At 68.9% G+C, this 20,389-nt stretch carries 24 protein-coding genes; 12 read left to right on the top strand and 12 right to left on the bottom strand.

Translation table 11 applies throughout. The features are described 5' to 3' along the window. The first annotated feature begins 39 nt into the window (after nt 1-39). The 5 genes from AC3WPZ_RS13505 (at nt 40) to AC3WPZ_RS13525 (ending at nt 4,933) form a co-directional block, all read left to right on the top strand. Nucleotides 40-1,062: a TRAP transporter substrate-binding protein gene (locus tag AC3WPZ_RS13505; RefSeq protein ID WP_382153319.1), complete on the top strand. Its 1,023-nt coding sequence runs from the start codon at nt 40-42 to the stop codon at nt 1,060-1,062. Between the two features lie 65 nt (nt 1,063-1,127). After that, nucleotides 1,128-2,516: an FAD-binding oxidoreductase gene (locus AC3WPZ_RS13510; protein ID WP_492440043.1), complete on the top strand. Its 1,389-nt coding sequence runs from the start codon at nt 1,128-1,130 to the stop codon at nt 2,514-2,516. Between the two features lie 18 nt (nt 2,517-2,534). Beyond that, nucleotides 2,535-3,032 carry a TRAP transporter small permease gene (locus AC3WPZ_RS13515; protein WP_382322211.1) on the top strand — a complete coding sequence of 166 codons (498 nt, stop codon included), beginning with the start codon at nt 2,535-2,537 and terminating at the stop codon, nt 3,030-3,032. A gap of 11 nt (nt 3,033-3,043) precedes the next feature. Next, nucleotides 3,044-4,324, top strand: a complete 1,281-nt coding sequence (locus AC3WPZ_RS13520; RefSeq protein WP_492440045.1) for a TRAP transporter large permease subunit — start codon at nt 3,044-3,046, stop codon at nt 4,322-4,324. Nucleotides 4,325-4,399: 75 nt separating this feature from the next. Next, nucleotides 4,400-4,933, top strand: coding sequence for a MarR family winged helix-turn-helix transcriptional regulator (locus AC3WPZ_RS13525; protein ID WP_492435664.1), 534 nt, complete (start codon nt 4,400-4,402; stop codon nt 4,931-4,933). A gap of 20 nt (nt 4,934-4,953) precedes the next feature. Here the strand turns inward: AC3WPZ_RS13525 and AC3WPZ_RS13530 are convergent, their stop codons facing one another. From AC3WPZ_RS13530 to AC3WPZ_RS13555, 6 genes are read right to left on the bottom strand one after another with little or no spacing between them, the layout of a single operon-like run. Continuing rightward, the gene (locus AC3WPZ_RS13530; protein ID WP_382153333.1) at nt 4,954-5,355 is read right to left on the bottom strand and encodes a Na+/H+ antiporter subunit G; all 402 of its coding nucleotides are present in this window, start codon (nt 5,353-5,355) and stop codon (nt 4,954-4,956) included. After that, nucleotides 5,352-5,630: a K+/H+ antiporter subunit F gene (locus AC3WPZ_RS13535; RefSeq protein ID WP_291116828.1), complete on the bottom strand. Its 279-nt coding sequence runs from the start codon at nt 5,628-5,630 to the stop codon at nt 5,352-5,354. Before AC3WPZ_RS13535 ends, AC3WPZ_RS13530 begins: the two co-directional genes overlap by 4 nt. Further along, nucleotides 5,627-6,118, bottom strand: coding sequence for a Na+/H+ antiporter subunit E (locus AC3WPZ_RS13540; protein ID WP_382153336.1), 492 nt, complete (start codon nt 6,116-6,118; stop codon nt 5,627-5,629). Before AC3WPZ_RS13540 ends, AC3WPZ_RS13535 begins: the two co-directional genes overlap by 4 nt. Next, the gene (locus AC3WPZ_RS13545) at nt 6,115-7,797 is read right to left on the bottom strand and encodes a monovalent cation/H+ antiporter subunit D (protein ID WP_382328626.1); all 1,683 of its coding nucleotides are present in this window, start codon (nt 7,795-7,797) and stop codon (nt 6,115-6,117) included. Before AC3WPZ_RS13545 ends, AC3WPZ_RS13540 begins: the two co-directional genes overlap by 4 nt. 35 nt (nt 7,798-7,832) lie before the next feature. Continuing rightward, complete coding sequence (locus tag AC3WPZ_RS13550; RefSeq protein ID WP_382322208.1) at nt 7,833-8,177, bottom strand: Na+/H+ antiporter subunit C; 345 nt, start codon at nt 8,175-8,177, stop codon at nt 7,833-7,835. Beyond that, nucleotides 8,177-11,119 carry a monovalent cation/H+ antiporter subunit A gene (locus tag AC3WPZ_RS13555; protein WP_492440048.1) on the bottom strand — a complete coding sequence of 981 codons (2,943 nt, stop codon included), beginning with the start codon at nt 11,117-11,119 and terminating at the stop codon, nt 8,177-8,179. Before AC3WPZ_RS13555 ends, AC3WPZ_RS13550 begins: the two co-directional genes overlap by 1 nt. 231 nt (nt 11,120-11,350) lie before the next feature. On the opposite strand from AC3WPZ_RS13555, the gene AC3WPZ_RS13560 reads away from it, so the two are divergent. The 5 genes from AC3WPZ_RS13560 to AC3WPZ_RS13580 all read left to right on the top strand — a co-directional run bounded on the left by AC3WPZ_RS13560 (nt 11,351) and on the right by AC3WPZ_RS13580 (nt 14,963). Continuing rightward, nucleotides 11,351-12,553, top strand: a complete 1,203-nt coding sequence (locus AC3WPZ_RS13560) for a Bcr/CflA family efflux MFS transporter (RefSeq protein ID WP_492440050.1) — start codon at nt 11,351-11,353, stop codon at nt 12,551-12,553. Between the two features lie 40 nt (nt 12,554-12,593). Continuing rightward, entirely contained in the window at nt 12,594-12,953 is a 360-nt protein-coding gene (locus AC3WPZ_RS13565) for a hypothetical protein (RefSeq protein WP_382322205.1), read from the top strand. Nucleotides 12,954-13,032: 79 nt separating this feature from the next. Beyond that, a complete protein-coding gene (locus tag AC3WPZ_RS13570; RefSeq protein ID WP_382153348.1) occupies nt 13,033-13,791 on the top strand; it encodes a TerC family protein in 759 nt (252 codons plus the stop codon). 54 nt (nt 13,792-13,845) lie between these two features. After that, nucleotides 13,846-14,541 (top strand): Bax inhibitor-1 family protein, encoded by a 696-nt coding sequence (locus AC3WPZ_RS13575; protein WP_444687647.1) that lies wholly within the window; start codon nt 13,846-13,848, stop codon nt 14,539-14,541. Next, nucleotides 14,538-14,963, top strand: a complete 426-nt coding sequence (locus AC3WPZ_RS13580; protein ID WP_492440053.1) for a hypothetical protein — start codon at nt 14,538-14,540, stop codon at nt 14,961-14,963. The genes AC3WPZ_RS13575 and AC3WPZ_RS13580 overlap by 4 nt, the downstream gene beginning before the upstream one ends. Before the next feature lie 10 nt (nt 14,964-14,973). Here the strand turns inward: AC3WPZ_RS13580 and AC3WPZ_RS13585 are convergent, their stop codons facing one another. The 5 genes from AC3WPZ_RS13585 to AC3WPZ_RS13605 form a co-directional block, all read right to left on the bottom strand. Next, the gene (locus AC3WPZ_RS13585) at nt 14,974-15,321 is read right to left on the bottom strand and encodes a DUF1428 domain-containing protein (protein WP_444687644.1); all 348 of its coding nucleotides are present in this window, start codon (nt 15,319-15,321) and stop codon (nt 14,974-14,976) included. Nucleotides 15,322-15,428: 107 nt separating this feature from the next. Next, nucleotides 15,429-15,794 carry a hypothetical protein gene (locus AC3WPZ_RS13590; RefSeq protein ID WP_444687642.1) on the bottom strand — a complete coding sequence of 122 codons (366 nt, stop codon included), beginning with the start codon at nt 15,792-15,794 and terminating at the stop codon, nt 15,429-15,431. Continuing rightward, nucleotides 15,791-16,063, bottom strand: coding sequence for a hypothetical protein (locus AC3WPZ_RS13595; RefSeq protein ID WP_291116867.1), 273 nt, complete (start codon nt 16,061-16,063; stop codon nt 15,791-15,793). Before AC3WPZ_RS13595 ends, AC3WPZ_RS13590 begins: the two co-directional genes overlap by 4 nt. Before the next feature lie 109 nt (nt 16,064-16,172). After that, nucleotides 16,173-16,532, bottom strand: a complete 360-nt coding sequence (locus AC3WPZ_RS13600; protein ID WP_382153369.1) for a hypothetical protein — start codon at nt 16,530-16,532, stop codon at nt 16,173-16,175. A 123-nt stretch (nt 16,533-16,655) separates the two neighbouring features. Continuing rightward, on the bottom strand, nt 16,656-17,582 hold the full coding sequence (locus AC3WPZ_RS13605) for a LysR family transcriptional regulator (RefSeq protein WP_382322202.1): 927 nt from the start codon (nt 17,580-17,582) through the stop codon (nt 16,656-16,658). A 112-nt stretch (nt 17,583-17,694) separates the two neighbouring features. Between AC3WPZ_RS13605 and AC3WPZ_RS13610 the strand changes: the two genes are divergently transcribed. Both AC3WPZ_RS13610 and AC3WPZ_RS13615 read left to right on the top strand, forming a co-directional pair. After that, nucleotides 17,695-18,783, top strand: coding sequence for a tartrate dehydrogenase (locus AC3WPZ_RS13610; protein WP_382328095.1), 1,089 nt, complete (start codon nt 17,695-17,697; stop codon nt 18,781-18,783). 90 nt (nt 18,784-18,873) lie between these two features. After that, nucleotides 18,874-19,860, top strand: a complete 987-nt coding sequence (locus AC3WPZ_RS13615) for a Bug family tripartite tricarboxylate transporter substrate binding protein (RefSeq protein WP_444687640.1) — start codon at nt 18,874-18,876, stop codon at nt 19,858-19,860. Here AC3WPZ_RS13615 and AC3WPZ_RS13620 read toward each other — a convergent pair. Next, nucleotides 19,832-20,356, bottom strand: a complete 525-nt coding sequence (locus AC3WPZ_RS13620; RefSeq protein ID WP_492440056.1) for a MarR family winged helix-turn-helix transcriptional regulator — start codon at nt 20,354-20,356, stop codon at nt 19,832-19,834. The genes AC3WPZ_RS13615 and AC3WPZ_RS13620 overlap by 29 nt on opposite strands. Nucleotides 20,357-20,389: the final 33 nt, after the last annotated feature.

Genomic DNA, 20,389 nt, shown 5'->3' on the forward strand with positions numbered 1-20,389 from the left:
CACCCCTCACCACCCCGCCCCCAAAGAGGAGACAACCGCATGAAGCTCAACCGCCTGCTGGCCGCCATGGCCCTCACCACCTTCGCCGCGCTCGGCAGCACCGCCGCGCTGGCGCAGGACTTCAAGGCGCGCAACGCGCGCTTCGGCCACGGCATGGCCGACGCCCACCCGGCCGGCCAGGCCGCGAAGCAGTTCGCCACCGAGATGGAGAAGGCCAGCGGCGGCAAGATGAAGATCGCCGTGATCGCCAACCAGGCCCTGGGCCCGGACCCGCAGATGCTGGCCGCGCTGCAGGGCGGCGTGCAGGAGTTCTACACCGGCAGCGCGCTCGCCATGCTGGGCCAGGTCAAGGAGCTCGGCTTCCAGGACGTGCCCTTCCTCTTCAACACCGAGGCCGAGGCGCACGCCGTGTTCGACGGCCCGGTGGGCGCCCACCTCAACGCCAAGCTCGCCGCGGTCGGCATCCACGTGCTGGGCTGGTGGGAGAACGGCTTTCGCCACATCACCAACTCCAAACGCCCGGTCAACACGCTGGACGACCTCAAGGGCCTGAAGCTGCGCACCCAGCCCAACCCGCTCACGCTCGACGCCTTCAAGGCCATCGGCGCCAACGCCTCGCCGCTGCCCTGGTCCGAGCTGTTCGTGGCGCTGGAGACCAAGGCCTTCGACGGCCAGGAGAACCCGGTGGTGCTGATGTACACCCAGCGCTTCTACGAAGTGCAGAAGTACATGACGCTCTCGGGCCACGTCTACTCGCCGCTGATCTTCGCGGTGTCGAAGAAATACTGGGACAGCCTCTCGCCCGATGAGCAGAAGGCGATGAACACCGCCGCGAAGAACGCCACCGCGTTCCAGCGCAAGTCCACCGCCGCCGAGGCCGGCAGCGCGCTGCAGGGCATGAAGGACAAGGGCGTGCAGGTCACGCAGTTCTCGCCCGCCGACCTGCAGGCGATCCGCGACCGCGTGCCGCCGGCGATCGCGCCGCACCTGGAGAAGATCGGCCCCGAGTTCATGACCCTGGTGCGCAGCGAGATCGCCAAGGTGCGCACCGCGTCGAAGTAAGCCCGCCTTCCCAGGCGCTGTTCCTTCCCTCACACGACCGGGCCACGCGCCCGGTCGGCCTTGCCATGACCGCCTCGATTTCCTTGCCAGCCGCCGTGCTGGACGGCCTGCGCCAGCTGCTCGGCGAGCGCCTGTCCACCAGCCCCGCCGTGTGCGAGCACCACGGCCGCGACGAATCCATCTTCGCGCCCATGCTGCCGGCCGCCGTGGCCTTCGCGCGCCACACCGACGAGGTGCTCGCCATCGTTCGCCTGTGCCGCGAGCACCGGGTGCCGCTGGTGCCCTACGGCGCGGGCTCCTCGCTCGAAGGCCACACGCTGGCCGTGCGGGGCGGCGTCACGCTCAACCTGCAGCAGATGGACCAGCTCGTCGCGATCCACGACGAGGACCAGACCGCCACCGTGCAACCCGGCGTGACGCGCAAGGCGCTCAACGCCGCCTTGCGCGACAAGGGCCTGTTCTTCCCGATCGATCCCGGGGCCGATGCCACCATCGGCGGCATGTGCGCCACGCGCGCCAGCGGCACCAACGCCGTGCGCTACGGCACCATGCGCGAGAACGTGGTCAACCTCACCGTGGTCACGCCCGACGGCCAGCTGGTGAAGACGGCGCGGCGCGCGCGCAAGAGCGCCGCCGGCTACGACCTCACGCGCCTGTTCGTGGGCTCCGAAGGCACGCTGGGCGTGGTGGTGGAGGCCACGGTGAAGCTGCACCCGCTGCCCGAATCCATCCTGGCCGCGGTGTGCGCCTTTCCCAGCATCGACGCGGCGGTGCAGGCGGTGGTGCAGACCATCCAGGTGGGTGTGCCGATCGCGCGCTGCGAATTCGTCGACCGCGTGGCGATCCGCGCGCTCAATGGTTACAGCAAGACCGGCTTGCCCGAGCAGCCGCACCTGTTCTTCGAGTTCCACGGCAGCGAGGCCGGCGTGCGCGAGCAGGTCGAGCTGGTGCAGGCCATCGCGGGCGAACTCGGGGGCGAAAGCTTCCAGTGGTCTCACACACCCGAAGAGCGCACGCGCCTGTGGGAGGCGCGGCACAACGTCTACTTCGCCGCGCTGCAGCTGCGCCCGGGCAGCCGCAGCGTGGTGACCGATGTCTGCGTGCCGATCTCGCAGCTGGCCGACTGCGTGAACCAGACCGCGCAGGACCTCGCGCAGTCGGGCCTGATCGCGCCCATCGTCGGCCATGTGGGCGACGGCAACTTCCACGTGCAGATGCTGGTGGACGGCGACAGCGAACACGAGGTGGCGCAGGCCGAGGCGTTCAACGCGCGGCTGGTGGCGCGCGCGCTGGCGATGGACGGCACCTGCACCGGCGAGCACGGCATCGGCCTGCACAAGCAGGGCTTTCTGCTCGACGAGCTGGGCGAGGCGCCGGTGGCGCTGATGCGGCAGATCAAGCACGCGATGGACCCGCACAACCTGATGAACCCAGGCAAGATCTTTTCCTTCTGAAGCTCGGCAACGCACCCCATGAAAACCCTCATCCACTGGTACTTCAAGGCGCTCGAGGGGGTCATGGTGTTGTGCCTGGCCGCCATGTGCGTCATGGTGTTCGGCAACGTGGTGCTGCGCCACGTGTTCGACTCGGGCATCAACACCTCGGAAGAGCTCTCGCGCTTCATGTTCATCTGGCTCACCTTCCTGGGCGCCATCGTGGCGATGCGCGAAGGCGGCCACCTGGGCATGGACATGGTGGTGCGCCGCCTCACCGGGCGCACCCGCTGGGTGGCGCTGATGCTCTCCCAGCTGCTGGTGCTCGCCTGCTGCGCCGTGCTGCTCTGGGGGCTGATCCTGCAGCACGGCATCAACGTGGCCAACATCGGCCTGGTCACCGGCCTCTCGCTGGCCATCGTCTATTCGGTCGCCTACCTGTGCGCGGCCTCCATCGGTGTGATGGTCCTCGCCAACATCGTCACCCTGCTGCGCGGCAAGGACCTGCCCGACCCGCAACTCACCGACGCCGCCTGAGCGCCCCTCCCATGATCGTCCTCATCTTCGTTTTTGCGCTGCTCGCGGCGATGGCGCTGGGCATGCCCATCGCCTTCGCGCTCATGGTCTCCAGCCTGGCCATGATGGCCTGGATGGACATCTTCAACGCCCAGATCCTGGCGCAGAACATGCTGTCCGGCGCCGACAGCTTCCCGCTGATGGCGATTCCCTTCTTCGTGCTGGCCGGCGAGCTCATGAACGCCGGGGGCATTTCGCGGCGCATCGTCGCGGTGGCGGGCGCCTGGGTCGGGCACTTCAAGGGCGGCCTGGGCTACGTGGCCATCTTCGCCTGCGTCATCATGGCCTCGCTCTCGGGCTCGGCCATCGCCGACACCGCGGCCGTGGCGGCGCTGCTCATCCCGATGATGCGCAAGGCCGGCTACGACATGCCGCGCGCCTCGGGCCTGATCGCCTCGGGCGGCATCATCGCGCCCATCATTCCGCCCTCCATCGGTTTCGTGATGTTCGGCGTGGTCGGCAACGTGTCCATCACCAGCCTGTTTATCGCCGGCATCGTGCCCGGCCTGTTGATGGCGCTCGCGCTGGTGGGCACATGGATGTACCAGGCCAAACGCGACGATATGCCGCGCGAACCCAAAGTGTCGATGCGCGAGCGCTGGTCGGCCACCTTCGCGGGCGTGTGGGCGCTGCTGCTGCCGGTGCTCATCGTCGGCGGCCTCAAGGGCGGTTATTTCACGCCCACCGAGGCGGCCGTGGTCGCGGTGTTCTATGCGCTCTTCGTGGGCTTCGTGGTGTACCGCGAGCTCCAGGTCGCGCAGCTCTATGCGCTGCTGCTCGCGGCCGGCAAGACCTCGGCCGTGGTGATGTTCCTGGTGGCCGCGGCGCAGGTCACGGCCTGGCTGATCGCCGCCGCCAGCATCCCCATGGTGGTGGCGGACATGCTGCAGCCGCTGGCCGACTCGCCCACGCTGCTGCTGATCGTCATCATGCTGCTGGTGATCGTGGTGGGCACGGCGCTGGACTTCGCGCCCACGATCCTGATCCTGGTGCCGGTGCTCATGCCGGTGGTGCGCATGGCCGGCATCGACCCGGTGTATTTCGGCGTGCTCTTCATCATGAACAACGCCATCGGACTCATCACGCCGCCGGTGGGCACGGTGCTCAACGTGGTCTGCGGCGTCTCCCGCGTGCGGCTGGAGTCGGTGATCCGCGCCGTCTCACCCTACCTGCTCGCGCAGCTCGGGGTGCTGTTCCTGCTGGTGTTCTTCCCCCAGCTGGTGCTGGCGCCACTGCGCTTCCTCACGCGCTGAGCCAGCGGGGCGGGGCGCGGTCCGCGCGCCGGGTACAGTACGGCCCACGTTCAACACCCGGAAAGTGGACTCACGATGGCGACTCGGCGCAGCAACACGGCGGTGCGACAAGGGCGCAAGGTGCTCAACCTCGCGGGTTACGTCACCTCCCACCTCACGGTGCTGGCCAACCGGCTCTCCAGCGGCGCCTCGCGGCTGTACCTCCAGCGCTATGGCATCGGCATCATCGAGTGGCGCGTGCTGGCCATGCTGGCGGTCGAGCCCCGCATCTCGCCGGTGCGCGTCTGCCAGGTCATCGGGCTGGACAAGGGCGCCGTCAGCCGCGAGATGCGCAAGCTCGAAACCAAGGGCTATCTCACGGTGGAGGAAGACCCCGAGAGCCCGCGCCGGCACACGCTGGCGCTCACGCCCGAGGGGTATGCCGTCCACGACGAGGTCATCCGCGCCGCTCTGGAGCGCGAACGCCGCCTGCTCAAGGGCCTGTCGGCCAGCGAGGTGGAGACGCTGCTGGACCTGCTGGTGCGCACCACGGCCAACGTCCCGTTCGTGAACGAGTACGAGCCGCCCGAGGCCGCCCCCGCTCCACGCCCGCGCAAGAAGAAAGCCTGAGGCGGGCGCGCCCGCCGCGCTCAGTCCCTGGCGCGCGCTTCGTCGCCGTCGGTGGGCCGGGGCACCACGTGGCTGAGCGAGGGCGGGATCTCGCCCGTGCCCGGGTTGCCGATGCGGCGGCGGAACAGCTCGGTGCGCGCCAGCAGGATGGTGGTGACCGGCACCGTGAGCGAGAGGAAGATGATGATCAGCCAGGCGTGCAGCGAGAGCCGTTCGTCCTGCGCCGAGAAGTAAACGATGCTCGCCAGGGTGACGCACCAGGCCGAGAAGCTGAAGGCCAGCGCGGGCGGGTGCATGCGCTGGAAGAAGGTCTTGAAGCGCACCACGCCGATGGCGGCGGTGAGCGTGAAGATGCCGCTGAGGATCAGCAGCAGCGCCACCGGGATTTCGGCCCAGAGCGAGACACCGGCCGGCATCATCATTCGATCACCTCGCCGCGCAGCAAAAACTTGGCCATGGCGGCCGAACTCACGAAACCGAAGACGGCGATCAGCAGCGCCGCCTCGAAGTACATCGCGCTGCGGTAGCGGATCGCCAGCACCATGAGCACCAGCATGCCGATGGTGTAGATCAGGTCCATGGCGAGCACGCGGTCCTGCGCCGAGGGGCCGCGGTACAGGCGCAGCAGGCCCAGCGCCATGGCGAGCACGTAACAGGCCAGCGCGAAGACGATAGCGCCAAAGAGGAAGGGACTCATTCGAAGATCTCCATCAGGGGACGCTCGTAGCGCTGCTTGATCAGCGCGATTTCGTGCGGCGCGTCCTTGAGGTCGAAGATGTGCACCAGCAGCGCACTGCGGTCCAGCGCGATCTCGGACCAGATGGTGCCCGGGATCACGCACATGATGGCGGCCAGCACCGCCAGGCCGTTGGGGTCGCGCAGGTCCAGCGGCACGGTGATGAAGCCACCCTGAGGCATGTGCTCGCCGCGGCCCAGCGTGCCGCGCAGCACGCGCCAGTTCCATTCGATCACGTCGACGCCCACGCGCAGAAAGAGTTTGACGGCCACCCAGGGGTGGCTGAAGCGCACCGGCGTCGGGCGCAGCGACTGCGTGAGCAGCGGCACCGCGAAGCCCAGCACCAGGGCCATGAGCCATTGGCCCAGGCTGTAGGGGTTGTTGAGCACCAGCCACAGCGCGACCAGCGCGAGCGACAGCAGGGGGGCGGGGAACAGGCGCCGCATCATGGCTGCTTCTCCGGCACGGGCACGCCCAGGCGCTCGGCGTTGGTGGGGGTGGGCAACGGCTGGGCCGAGAACACGGCGTCGATGTAGCCGCGTGGGTGGTACAGCGAGCTCGCGGTGGCGGCGGTGTAGCGCATCACCGCCTCGCCGCGCACCGTGAACAGCACGCACAGGCCGATCAGCACCGCGATGGGCACGTACTCGGCCACGCGCAGCATGTGCCCGCCGCGCTCCATCGGCGCCCAGAAGAAGCGGATGCCGGTGCGCGAGAGCGCCACCAGCGCGAACAGGCCGGAGGTGATCACCAGCACCATCAGCGTCCAGCTCGCCGCGCTCACCGCCGGTGTGCCGCTCTGCAGCGGCAGCAGCGCCGAGAGCATGGCGAACTTGCCGATGAAGCCCGAGAGCGGCGGCAGCCCGGCCACCAGCACGGTGCAGCAGATGAAGGCCAGGCCCAGCAGCGCGGTGGTCGCGGGGATCGCGCGGCCGATCAGCACTTCCTCGTCCTCGTCGAGGTTGGCGGTCTTGGCGATTTCCAGGTCGGCCAGGGCGAACGGCAGGTGGTCCTCTTCGTCTTCCGGCGCGCGCTGGCTCGCCGGGTCGGTGCGCGAGCGGTCCATGAGCTCGGCCAGCAGGAAGAAGGCCGCTACCGCCAGGGTGGAACTCGGCAGGTAGTACAGCGCGCTGGCGGTGAGCTCGGGCCGCGCGAAGCCCAGCACCGCGAGCAGCGTGCCCGAGGACACGATGACCGAGAAGCCCGCCAGCCGTGCGGGCCGCTGCGAAGCCAGCATGCCGATGGCGCCGAAGGCCAGCGTGGCCATGCCGCCCCAGGCCAGCCACTCGCTGCCGAAGCCCGCCGAATGGCCGGCCTCGGGCGAGAAGAGCAGGGTGGACAGGCGCAGCAACACGTAGATGCCCACCTTGGTGAGCAGCGCGAACATCGCCGCCGAGGGCGCGCTGGCGCTGGAGTAGGCCGGCACCAGCCAGAAGTTGAGCGGCCACATGGCGGCCTTGGCGAGGAAGGCCACGGCCAGGATGGCGCAGGCGGTGTGCAGCAGCGCGCGGTCGGCCGAGGCCACGTCCGGAATGCGCGCGGCCAGGTCCGCCATGTTCAGCGTGCCGGTCACGCCGTAGATCATCGAGGCGCCCACCAGGAACAGCGAGGACGCGGCCAGGTTGATCGAGATGTACTGCAGGCCCGCCTTCACGCGCGAGGGCCCCGAGCCGTGCAGCAGCAGGCCGTAGGACGCGGCCAGCATGACTTCGAAAAACACGAACAGATTGAACAGGTCGCCGGTGAGGAAGGCCCCGTTCAGACCCATGATCTGGATCTGGAACAGCGGGTGGAAGTGCGCGCCGGCCTTGTGCCAGCGCGCCAGCGCGAACAGCAGCGCCATCAGCGCCACCATCGCGGCCAGCAGCAGCATCAGGCCCGAGAGGCGATCGAGCACCAGCACGATGCCGAAGGGCACGTCCCAGTTGCCGGGCAAATAGACGCCGAACGCGCTCGGCCCCTCGCCCTGCTTGCTCCAGAGCAGCAGCGCCACGGCCACCGCCAGGTTGATCACGGTGGCGCTCAGGCTGATGGTGGCCTTGGTGCGGTGCCGCCGGTCGCCCACGAACAGCAGCAGGCAGGCCGTGACCAGCGGCAGCAGGATGGGCGCGATCATCAGGTGCGGCATGAGCGCCGCGGTGATCGACTGGATCAATCCTCCCGTCACTCCGCGTCCCCCTGTCCGTCCACATGGTCATTGCCGAAGAAGCCGCGCTGCGCGAGCAGCACGACCAGGAACAGCGCGGTCATGGCGAAGCCGATCACGATGGCGGTGAGCACCAGGGCCTGCGGCATCGGGTCGTCGTACTGCAGCAGCGTGGCTTCCAGCCCGGGCGTGAGCACGGGTTCGCTGTCCACCGAGAGCCGGCCCATGGCGAAGATGAACAGGTTGACGCCGTAGCCCAGCAGGCACAGGCCCATGATGACCTGGTAGGTGCGCGGGCGCAGCATCAGCCACACGCCGCAGGTGGTGAGGGCGCCGATGGCGATGGCCATGACGAGTTCCATCAGTGAGCTCCTTCTTCTTTTTCCTGCTCGACCTTGGCCTGGCGGTGGCCGCGCACCGACTGGTGGCCCAGCGCGGTGAGGATGAGCAGGGTGGCGCCCACCACCAGGGTGAAGACGCCGATGTCGTAGAACAGCGCGCTGGCGACGTGGATGTCGCCCAGCAGCGGCAGGTGCAGGTGGGCCGTGTGCGTGGTCAGGAACGGGTAGCCGAACCAGAACGAGCCCAGGCCGGTGGCGGTGGCGGTGAGCAGGCCGGCGGCGATCCAGCGCTGCGGCATCAGCTGCATGTTGGCCTCCACCCACTGCGTGCCCGAGACGATGTACTGCAGGATGAAGGCGGTGGAGAGCACCAGCCCGGCCACGAAGCCGCCGCCGGGTTCGTTGTGGCCGCGCATGAAGAGGTAGACCGCGATCACCGCCGCGATCGGCAGCAGCAGGCGCACCAGCACCGCCGGCACCATGAGGTAACCCTGCGCGGTGTCTTCGGCCAGCTGCGGGTTCACCAGGTCGGTGTCCAGGTCGGCCGGCAGGGCCAGCTGCTGCGGCGGCAGTTCGGTGCTCTCGGGCGCGGGCCGGAAGCGGCGCAGCAGCGCGTACACCGTGAGCGCCACGATGCCCAGCACCGTGATCTCGCCCAGCGTGTCGAAGCCCCGGAAGTCCACCAGCATCACGTTGACCACATTGGTGCCGCCGCCTTCAGGCAGCGCGCGCTCCAGGAAGAAGGGCGAGATGCTCTGCGGGAAGTCGCGCGTCATCACCGCGTAGGACAGGCCGGTCATGCCAGCGCCCGCGGCCAGCGCCAGCAACAGGTCGCGCGAGCGCCGGGCCTTGGCTTTGGTGCGATCCCACAGCGGTTCGCGGTCGTCCTGCACCTCCAGCCGCTTGGGCAGCCAGCGCAGGCCGAGCAGGATCAGCACCGTGGTCACCGCCTCGACCGAAAGCTGCGTGAGCGCGAGGTCGGGCGCGGAGAACCAGGCGAACGTGATCACGGTGGTGAGGCCGGACACGCTCATGAGCGCCAGCGCGGTGAGCCGGTGGTACTTGGCCTGCCAGACCGCGCCGATGGCCGCGCCCACGCCCACCACCCAGAGCAGCGCGAACATGGGCGAGAACGGCAGCAGCGTGCGATCGCCGGGGGAGAGCACCGGGTTGGGCACGGCCAGGCGGAACGCGGCCACCGCGCCCACCACCGTCACCAGCACCAGCAGGAACAGCTGCGGCTGCAGGCGCCGCGTGCCCAGCAGGCGCAGGGCGCTGCGGGCGGCGGCGGTGAGCCGGGCCATGGTGTGGTGGAACAGGCGCTTGCCGTTGAACAGCCCCACCAGCGGTGCGCGCTGGATGCGCCCGCTCTGCAGGGGCTTGCGCAGCAGCAGGTACAGCACGATGCCACCGGCCAGCGCGAGGAAACTCATCCACAGCGGCAGGTTGAAGCCGTGCCAGACGGCGAGGTCGAACTCGGGCAGGGTGCCGCCCACGACCGGCGAGGCGGCCGTGCCCAGGATGTGCTGGATGGACCACTGCGGCACGATGCCCACCACCAGGCAGGCCAGCACCAGCACCTCGATCGGCACGCGCATCCAGTGCGGCGGCTCGTGCGGCACGCGCGGCAGGTTGGCGCAGGTGTCGGGGCCGAAGAATACGCGCGCCGTGAAGCGCAGCGAATAGGCCACGCTGAACATGCCGGCGATCACCGCCGCCGTGGGCAGCAGGCGCTGGAACCAGGGCGCCGCGCTCACGAACACGGCCTCGGTGAAGAACATCTCCTTGGAGATGAAGCCGTTGAGCAGCGGCACGCCGGCCATGGCCGCGCCGGCCACCACGGTGAGCGTGGCGGTCACCGGCATGTAGCGGGCCAGGCCCGAGAGGCGGCGCATGTCGCGCGTGCCGGCCTCGTGGTCGACGATGCCCACCGCCATGAACAGCGAGGCCTTGAAGGTGGCGTGGTTGATGATGTGGAACACGGCGGCCACCGCGGCCAGCGGGCTGTTCATGCCCAGCAGCGTGGTGATCAGGCCCAGGTGCGAGATCGTCGAGTAGGCGAGCAGGCCCTTGAGGTCGTTCTGGAAGATGGCCGCGAAGCCGCCGATCAGCAGCGTGATCAGGCCCGAGCAGGTGACGATCCAGAACCACTCGTCGGTGCCCGCGAGCACCGGCCACAGCCGCGCCAGCAGGAACACGCCGGCCTTGACCATGGTGGCCGAGTGCAGGTAGGCCGAGACCGGGGTGGGCGCGGCCATGGCGTGCGGCAGCCAGAACTGGAACGGGAACTGCGCGCTCTTGGTGAACGCGCCGAGCAGGATGAGGATGAGCGCGGTGGTGTAGAGCGGGTGGGCGCGGACCACGTCGCCGGCGCGCAGCACGACGTCGAGGTCGTAGCTGCCGACGATGTGGCCGAGCACGAGCACGCCGGCCAGCAGGCACAGGCCGCCCGCGCCGGTCACGGTGAGGGCCATGCGGGCGCCGCGCCGCGCGTCGCGGCGGTGGTGCCAGTAGCCGATGAGCAGGAAGGAGAAGAGGCTGGTGAGTTCCCAGAACAGCACCAGCTGGACCAGGTTGCCCGAGAGGACGACGCCGCTCATGGCGCCCATGAAGGCGAGCAGGAAGGAGAAGAAGCGCGGCACGGGGTCGTCGGGCGACATGTAGTAGCGCGCGTACAGGACCACGAGGGAGCCGATGCCGAGCACGAGCATGGAGAACATCCACGCGAAGCCGTCCATGCGCAGCACGAAGTTCAGGCCGAGGGAGGGCAGCCAGACGAATTCCTGCCGGATGACGCCGCCGGCGGCGACTTCAGGGAAGTACATCGCGGCCTGCACGGTGCAGAAGAGCGCGATGGCGCCGGCCAGTGTGGACTCGGTGTTGCGCGCGTTCGCGGGCAGCAGCGCAGCGATGAGGCTGCCCACGAAGGGGAGGGCGACGAGGAAGATCAGGGAGACGTGCATGTGGCTTCGAGTTTAGTGGCATGAGTTTGCAGGGCCTCGAGGGTTCCCCCGTGGGGGGTGTGTTGTGGGTTTTTTCTCTTTGCGCTCGGCTGCTTCGCGGTGGGCCGAGGGTGGGGACCGAAACACACCTGTGCACGCAAGCCTTGTGTGCCTGGACCACCCGACCTTGCCCACACAGAGGCGAGAAGCTTTATGGCACCATGCCCGGTTGCCCCGCCAAGACCCAGACGCATGACCGCCCCCCGCCACGGCCCCCTGATCACCAACCTCGTCGCCCAGCTCGCCTTCGGTCTGCTGGCCATGACCATCTGCATCCCCTCGATGCAGGAGTGGGGCGCGATCTTCGGCTCGAGCCAGGCCGCGGTGCAGCTCACCTTCAGCGGTTACGTGGTGGCCTATGGCGGCCTGCAACTGCTGTATGGCCCGCTGTCCGACCGCCTCGGGCGCAAGAAGATCCTGCTGCTCGGCATCGCGCTGGGCGGTCTCGGCTCGCTGCTGGCCGCGCTCGCGGGCGATCTGCTCATGCTCACCGCCGCGCGCGTGCTGCAGGGCGCGGGCTGTGCCGCCGGCATGGTGGTCGGCCGCGCCATGGTGCAGGACCTGTTCGACGGCCCCGCGCGCACCCGCGTCATGGCCTACATCGGCATGGCCATGGGCCTGGTCCCGCCGCTGGCCACCATCATCGGCGGGCAGCTGCATGTGCGCCTGGGCTGGCAGGCCAACTTCGTGCTGCTGACCGGGCTGTCCCTCGTGCTGTTCATCGCCGCCTGGCGCGGCCTGCCCGACCACACCGCCCCAGCCGAACCGCAGCAGACGCACTGGCTGCGCGACATGGCCTCGTCCTACGCGCAACTCGCGCGCGCCCCCGGCTTCCTGCTCTACGTGGCCCTGCTCTCCATGACCACCGCCACCTTCTACGCCTTCCTCGCGGGAGCGCCCATCGTGCTCGGCAGCTACGGCGTGGGCCCGGCGGGCATCGGGTACTACATCATGCTGGTCCCGCTGGCCTACATCGTCGGCAACTACCTCACCACGCATCTCGTGCACCGCATCGGCGAACGCACCGTGATGCGCATGGGGCAGGGCAGCTCGCTGCTGGGCATCGGCCTCATGCTCGCGCTCGCGCTGGCCGGGGTGGACACGCCGCTGGCCCTCTCGCTGCCCCTGCTGCTGCTGGGCATGGGGCACGGCCTGCTGGTGCCGCCCACCCTCATCGGCACCGTGGGCCTGCTGCCGGCGCTGGCGGGCGCGGCCGCCGCCGTGGCCGGCCTGATGCAGCAGCTCATGGGGGCGGTGGGCGGTTTCGTGGTGGGCCTGGTGCCGCACGACGGCGCGGTGAACCTGGGCTGGCTGATGCTCGCGCTCTCGGCTTGCGCCGCCGTGGCCATGGCGCTGCTGCAGCGCGGCCAGGCCACCCGCCCGGCGGCCGGCTGATCACACGCCCGAACAGGGGCGCCGGTATACTGGCCCGACCATGCGCCCTTGGCTTGCCGCCGTCTTCGCCCTGCACCTCTTCCTGAGTGTGGGTGCGTGGGCATTCGGGCCTTCCCATGGGGTGGAGGCCGTTCAGGCCAGCCACGCGCAGAGCCTGGTGATCGAGGCGGTCGCTGCCGTCCAGCCGACGCCCGACGACGGCCTGAGCGCCGACCCTTGGCCCGAGCACGGCCTGGCCGATGCCCAGGCCGACCTGCCCGAGTGCCTGGACGCGCCCATCGCCACGTCCGGCCCGGGCGAACACCTGCGCACACCGTCGCCGCCCCCGGCGCATGACCTCACGCCGCCCGTGCTCGACGGGCTCCAGCGACCGCCCCGCGGCCAGCTCGCCCTCGCCTGACCGTTTCCGCCGCGCGGCCCTGAGGCCGCTCCGGCGCCCAGGTGTCCCCTTTTTCGCCAGGCCGCTGGCGCCCCGTTCCATGGAACTGCTCACCGACCCCAATGTCTGGATCGCGTTCGCGATGCTCACCGCGCTCGAAATCGTGCTCGGCATCGACAACATCATCTTCATCTCGATCCTCGTGGGCCGGTTGCCGCCGCACCTGCGCGACAAGGCCCGCCGCCTCGGCCTGGGCTTTGCCATGCTCTCGCGGCTGGCGCTGCTGTTCACCCTGAGCTGGGTCATGGGCCTCACGGCCGACCTGTTCACCGTGGTCGGCCAGGGCATCAGCGGGCGCGACATCGTGCTGCTGCTGGGCGGCCTGTTCCTGCTCTACAAGGCCTCGCACGAAATCTTCGTCGAGGTCGAGGCGCGCGAGCAGCACGGCCCGGCCGCGACCGACAGCGCCGAGCTCAAGGCCGCCGGCAGCAAGCTGTTCTGGGGAATCATCGGCCAGATTGCCATCATCGACATCGTGTTCTCGCTCGACTCGGTCATCACCGCCGTGGGCATGGTCGACCAGATCAGCGTGATGGTGGCCGCCGTGGTCGTGTCGGTCGGCGTGATGCTGGTGGCGGCCCGGCCGATCGGCAATTTCGTGGACGCCCACCCCTCCGTCAAGGTGCTGGCCCTGGCTTTCCTGGTCATGGTTGGCATGGCGCTCACCGCCGAAGCCTTCGACCGCGAAGTGCCCAAGGGCTACATCTACGCCGCCATGGCCTTCTCGCTCGCGGTCGAGGCGCTCAACATCCGCGCCCGCGCCAAGCGGCAGGCCCTGGCCGCGCGCCAGGGCACCTGACCACCACTTCTTTTTCTCTCACTCACCCTTCCATTGCTTTTCTCAAGGACCCCCATGAACCCGCATCTCGACCTCTCTTCCCCCGCCGCCGCCGGCCAGGCCGTTGCCGTTGAACGCAACCGCGTGCTGCGCAACACCTACTGGCTGCTCGCGCTCTCCATGATCCCCACCGTGCTGGGCGCCTGGATCGGCGTGACCACCGGCATCACCGCGCCGCTCACCGGCTTCCTCGGCATCGCCGTCTTCCTGGGCGGCGCCTTCGCCTTCATGTACGCGATCGAGAAGACCAAGAACTCCGCCGCCGGCGTGCCCGTGCTGCTGGCCTTCACCTTCTTCATGGGCCTGATGCTCTCGCGCCTGATCGGCTCGGTGCTCGGCCTGGCCAACGGCGCGGGCCTGATCATGACCGCCTTCACCGGCACCGGCGTGATCTTCCTCGGCATGGCCACGCTGTCCACCGTCATCAAGCGCGACCTGGGCAACATGGGCAAGTTCCTGTTCATCGGCATGATCATGCTGCTCGTGGCCGGCATCGCCAACGTGTTCATCCAGTCCGGCGCGCTCATGATCACGCTCTCCGTGCTGGCCATCGGCATCTTCTCGGCCTTCATCCTGTACGACCTCAAGCGCGTGCGCGACGGCGAGGAGACCAACTACATCACCGCCACCCTGGGCGTGTACCTGAGCCTGTTCAACATCTTCCAGAGCCTGCTGGCCCTGCTGGGCATCGCCGGCGGCCGCGAGGAGTGAGGCGGGCGCTGCTGCTGGCGCAGGCCGCGCTGCTGGCGGCCTGCGCCGACGGTTACCCCAGCGAGGACGGCGCGCTCCATCTCAGCCACGACATGAAGCTGGACAAGGCCCTGGGTGCCATGCACCACCTGGGCCACCGGCGCCAGCTCGACCACCACTGGCACTACGAGCTGCTGCCGGGCTGCGTGCTGCAGGCCCAGGCCAGGCGCTTCCTGCGCGACCGCGAACCGGTGCAGGTGGCGCTGCGGCGCTCCGTTGCCGTGGTGGAGAAGGACGCCAACACCGGCAGCCACGCGGTGCGCGTGGCGCCCACCGGCGACGCGCAGGGCGTTCTGGTGCTCGAGGGCGTGGATGCGCACGACGCCGCGCAGATGAAGTGGCTGGTGGACTTCCTGCCGCGGCACTGCGCGGCAGGTGCCTGAGCGCTGGCGATCAGGCGTTGAGGATCACCTCGAAGCCGCCGTAGATCATGCGCTGGCCGTCGAAGGGCATCTTCATGTCCTTCACGCGCGGGTCTTCCATGAACCTCTTCATGCCCTCGTCGCGCTGGGCGCGCGAGGGCCAGGTGATCCAGGAGAAGACCACGGTTTCGTCCGGCTTGCGCTGCACGGCCATGGGGAACGAGGTCAGCTTGCCGTCGGGCACGTCGTCGCCCCAGGTCTCCACAACGTTCAGCGCGCCGAACTCCTTGAAGACCACGGCCGCCAGGCGGGCGTGTTCGAGGTACTCCTTCTGCTTGTTGCTGGGCACGGCGGCCACGAATCCATCGATGTATTTCATGCTGAATCTCCTGGGGTAGGGGACAAGGGAAGGTGGGCGCCCAAACGCCTCACCTTTCTCTACGACGAAGCAGGGTGGCCGGAATCGACAAAGGGTCAAGAAACGTTTCAGGGCGGCTTCGGCTTTTGCATGCGGCGGCAGAAGCGCGTCGAGGCGGCCTTGTCGGGCCCTTCGATCCGGTCCTCCAGCTCATCCAGCACGTCCATCACGCCGGGGTTGGCCCGGTACTTCCTCTTGAGCCGCGCGAGTTCGGCGTCCGTGCCCGTGCAGGTGCGGCACACGCCGCGGTCGATGTCGGCCTGCCGCGCCTTGTCGTAGCCGGCTTCACCGCGCCAGTGGTCGCATTCCTCGCGCCGCTCCAGGAACTGGCGCAGGTCGGTGGGATGCTCCACCGCCTGGGCGGGCCACCCACCGCCGAGCAGCAGCAGGGTCAGGACGGAGATGAACGTTGCCCGCAGGGCGGGCCGCGTCACTTCTTCTGTTTGGCGACGGCCCGCCCGTAGTCGACGGACATCTTGTCCATGTAGTCCAGCGCGGCCTTGTGCTGCTCGGCATGGAACTGCATCAGCTTCTCGAACTGGTCCGCCGCCACCTCGAACGGCATGCCCACCCCGCGCATGGAGTCCAGCAGCGCCTTCTGGGATTTCAGCACCATCCACCAGGCTTCGTGGGCCTGCTGGGCGGCCGCCTTGGATTGTTCCCAGAGCGTTTTGGCCATGTCGGCCTGAGCCTTGTCGATCATGTGGGTCTCCTGCTTCGTTGAGGGGGAAGGCGGGCGGCGGCGCGGCCGGGCCCTGACGAAGAATATAGGCAATGCCGTCCGCTGGATACCCTGGCTGCCGTGCAGCCGGTCAGGTCGCGGGCGCCGTCCACAGCGCCCAGATGTCTTGCGACAGCTCGAGATAGCGCTCGCGCGGCCCGGCCGTCTCCGCGCCGAACCAGCGCACGAACTCCTCGTGCAGCACGGTGGCCACCTCCTGGGCGGACTGGCAGTCCCGCAGCCTCGGGATGACCGTGCCCGCTTCCGCGTCGTACTCGTCGGTGTTGAAGTGGTAGTTGATCTCGACGGGGTCGCGGCGAAACATGGCACCCGACACCGCGGCGAAAAGTTCGGGGTGCGCCTGGCGCACGCGCTCGCGCTCGACCTGCGTCTGTTGGATGGCCCGCACCAGTTCAGGGGGAATGTCGTCGGCGTTCGCGTTGGCCACCATGGTGTGGTCCTTCCCGTTGGATGGAGGTGAAGGCAGTCTATGCGCGCCGGCCCGCAAGCCGATGCACACATGGGGGAGACGCCGCATCGGGCCGGCCCAGGAACTTGCCGCGCGCCTCTTCGCCTACTTGCTCACCGCGGCCTGCTGTGTGAAGGCCAGCGCCACGAAATCCACGAAGGCCCGCACGCGCGCGGCCAGCTGATGGCGCTGTGGGTAGACGGCGTGGATGGAGGCGTCGGGCGTGAAGTATTGCGGCAGCACCTGCACCAGCCGCCCGTTGCGCAGGTAGCGCTCGATGTCCCATTCGGCGCGCATCAGGATGCCGTGGCCGTCCAGCGCCCAGTTGACGGCAATCTCGCCGTCGTTGGTGGTGAGGTTGCCGCGGGTCTTCACCGCCTCGGTGCTCACCGTCTTGCCGCGCCCGCTGGAGAGGCGCCACACGCCATACGCTTCCTCGCCCTGGCGGATGCCGATGCAGTTGTGTCGGGTGAGGTCGTGCGGCACCTTGGGCACGCCGTGTCGGGCCAGGTAGGCGGGCGAGGCGCAGAGCAGGCGCCGGTTGGGCGCGATCTGGCGCGCGATCATGCGCGAATCGGGCGGCGCGCCGAAGCGGATGCAGACGTCGAAGGCGTCGTCGGTGAGCGGCGGCGGGTTCACCGAGAGCTGCAGCTGCACCTCCACCTGCGGGTGCTTGCGCACGAAGCGCGAGATGAGCGGCGCCACGTGGCTGCGGCCAAAGCCCAGCGTGGCGTTGACGCGCAGCAGGCCGGTGGGCGTGGACCGCGAAACGCCGAGCAGCTCCTCCATGTCGTCGATCTCGCCGAGGATGCGGCGCGCGTGCTGCAGATACACCTCTCCCTCGGGCGTGAGGCTCATGCGCCGCGTGGTGCGGTTGAGCAGGGCCACGCCCACGCGCGACTCCATCAGCGCCAGGTGCTTGCTCACCGCCGGGGTGGTGATGCCGAGCTCGCGCGCGGCCGCGCTCAGGCTGCCGGCGCTGGCGAGCACCGAGAAGAAGCCCAGGTCGGCGGGCTGGATGGCGGAACTCATGGCGGTCTCACTGTTGAATCCAGGTTAACGATGGATTCACTTTAGCGGTGTTTCGGAAAACCGTCGAATCCCTACAGTCCACCCATCGACCCACCCCATCAGAGAGACCGTTATGAAGACCTACGCGATCGCGACCATTCCCGGAGACGGCATCGGCAAGGAAGTCGTGCCCGCCGGCCAGCAGGTGCTGGAGGCGCTGGCCGCCACCAGCCACGCCTTCCGTTTCCAGTTCGAGGACTTCGACTGGGGTGGCGACTACTACCGCCAGCACGGCGAGATGATGCCGGCCGATGGCCTGGACGCGCTGCGCGGCAAGGACGCGATCCTGTTCGGCTCGGCGGGCGATCCGCACATCCCCGACCACATCACCCTCTGGGGCCTGCGCCTGAAGATCTGCCAGGGCTTCGACCAGTACGCCAACGTGCGCCCCACGCGCATCCTGCCGGGCATCGACGCACCGCTCAAGCGCTGCAAGGCCGAGGACCTGAACTGGGTGATCGTGCGCGAAAACTCCGAAGGCGAATACGCCGGCGTGGGTGGCCGCGTGCACCAGGGCCATCCGATCGAGGCCGCCACCGACGTGAGCATGATGACCCGCGCGGGGGTGGAGCGCATCATGCGTTTCGCGTTCAAGCTGGCGCAGTCGCGCCCCCGCAAGCAACTGACCGTGATCACCAAGAGCAACGCCCAGCGCCACGCCATGGTGATGTGGGACGAGATCGCGGTGCAGATCGCGAAGGAGTTCCCGGACGTGACCTGGGACAAGGAACTGGTGGACGCCGCCACGGCCCGCATGGTGAACCGCCCCGCCACGCTGGACACCATCGTCGCCACCAACCTGCACGCCGACATCCTGAGCGACCTGGCCGCCGCGCTCGCGGGCAGCCTGGGCATCGCGCCCACCGGCAACATCGACCCCGAGCACCGCTACCCCTCGATGTTCGAGCCCATCCACGGTTCGGCCTTCGACATCATGGGCAAGGGCCTGGCCAACCCGGTCGGCACCTTCTGGAGCTGCGTGATGCTGCTCGAACACCTGGGCGAGTTCGATGCGGCGCAACGCCTCATGCGGGCCATCGAGCAGGTCACGGCCAACCCCGCGTTGCACACCGGCGACCTGGGCGGCAAGGCCACCACCGCGCAGGTCACGCAGGCCGTGTGCGAGCTGCTCACCGCGAGCCTGCAGCGCAAGGCCGCCTGAATTCCTTGATGGTTCCCGGCGCAATCCCGCGCCCACGACCGGACGGTTCGTCCGGCGGTTCACACGCACACCGTGCAACAGGAGACAGACATGCAGAACGCCCGACCCATCCCGCGCCGCCTCGTCCTTCAGGGGGCGGCCCTGGCCGCCGCCATGACGGTCACCGGCGCCATGGCCCAGGCCTGGCCGAACCGGCCCATCACGCTCATCGTGCCGTTCCCGGCCGGGGGCACCACCGACGTGCTGGCCCGCGCGCTGGGCGAGCGGCTGCAGCAGAGCCTGGGGCAGCCGGTGGTGATCGAGAGCAAGCCGGGCGCGGGCGCCACCATCGGCGCGGACTTCGTGGCCAAGGCCAAGCCCGATGGCTACACGCTGCTGGTGGGCGCGGTGCACCACACCATCGCGACCAGCGTCTACAAGAAATTGCCCTACGACTTCCAGAAAGACCTGGCGCCGCTCACCACGATTGCCATGGTGCCCAACGTGCTGGTGGTCAACGCCGCCACGCCGGCGAAGAACGTGAACGAACTCGTGGCCCTGCTCAAGGCCGAGCCGGCCCGGGCGAACTACGGCTCCAACGGCAACGGCACGGCCCAGCACCTGATCGGCACGCAGTTCCAGAACAACACCGGCGCCAGGCTCACGCACATCGCCTACAAGGGCAGCGGCCCGCTGGCGACCGATCTGCTGGGTGGTCAGATCCTGCTGTCGTTCGACACCATCACGCCGGTGCTGCCCCACATCAAGGCCGGCAAGCTGCGCCCGCTGGCCGTCACCACCGCCACGCGCTCGCCCGCGCTGCCCGACGTGCCGACGCTGGACGAAGCGGGGCTCAAGGGCTTCAACATCGGCACCTGGTTCGGGGTGCTCGCCCCGGTGGCGACGCCCAAGGACATCCAGGCGCGCCTGAGCAGCGAGATGGTGAAGATCATCAAGTCGCCCGAGTTCCGCCAGCGCATGGCCGACATCGGCGCCGACCCGATCGGCGACAGCCCGGAGCAGATGGCGCAGACCATCAAGGCCGAAACCGAGAAGTTCGGCAAGCTCGTCAAGGACGCGAACGTGGTGATCGACTGAGCAAAGCGCCTTCGTCCGCCACGCGGATCGACTCCACCGTGCCCGCGTAACGCGCCAGGCCCCGCAGCAGCACCTCCGCCGCTTCGGGGCCGATGTCTTTCAGCATCTCGCGCTCGGCCTTCTTCACCGCCAGGCCGAAGGCCTTGAGCCATTCTCGGCCCGCCTCGGTGAACTTGACCATGCGAGCGCGCTTGTCGGTCGGGTCCGCCTCGCGCTGCACCAGGCCCAGGCCTTCGCACTGGTCGATCAGTTCGGTCATGGCGGCGTTGGTCATGCGGGCGCGGCGCGCCAGCTCGGTGATGCGCGTGCCTTCCAGGTCGAGGTGGCGCGTCAGGTTCACGTGCGAGAGCCGGGTGTCCGCATGGCCGGCGGCGGCCATGAGTTCGAGCACGCGCGATTCGAAGCGCGTGACGGCGTTGCCCAGCACGCGCCCCGCGTTGCCCAGGCGCCAGGCATCGGGCGCGCGGCGCCGGGGTTGAGGGGTTTCGGCTTTCATGCGTACAATGGATTTGCTTAGGTTGCCTAATTA

It is taken from the genome of Hydrogenophaga sp. FW305-3-2-15-A-LB1 (assembly GCF_058787875.1).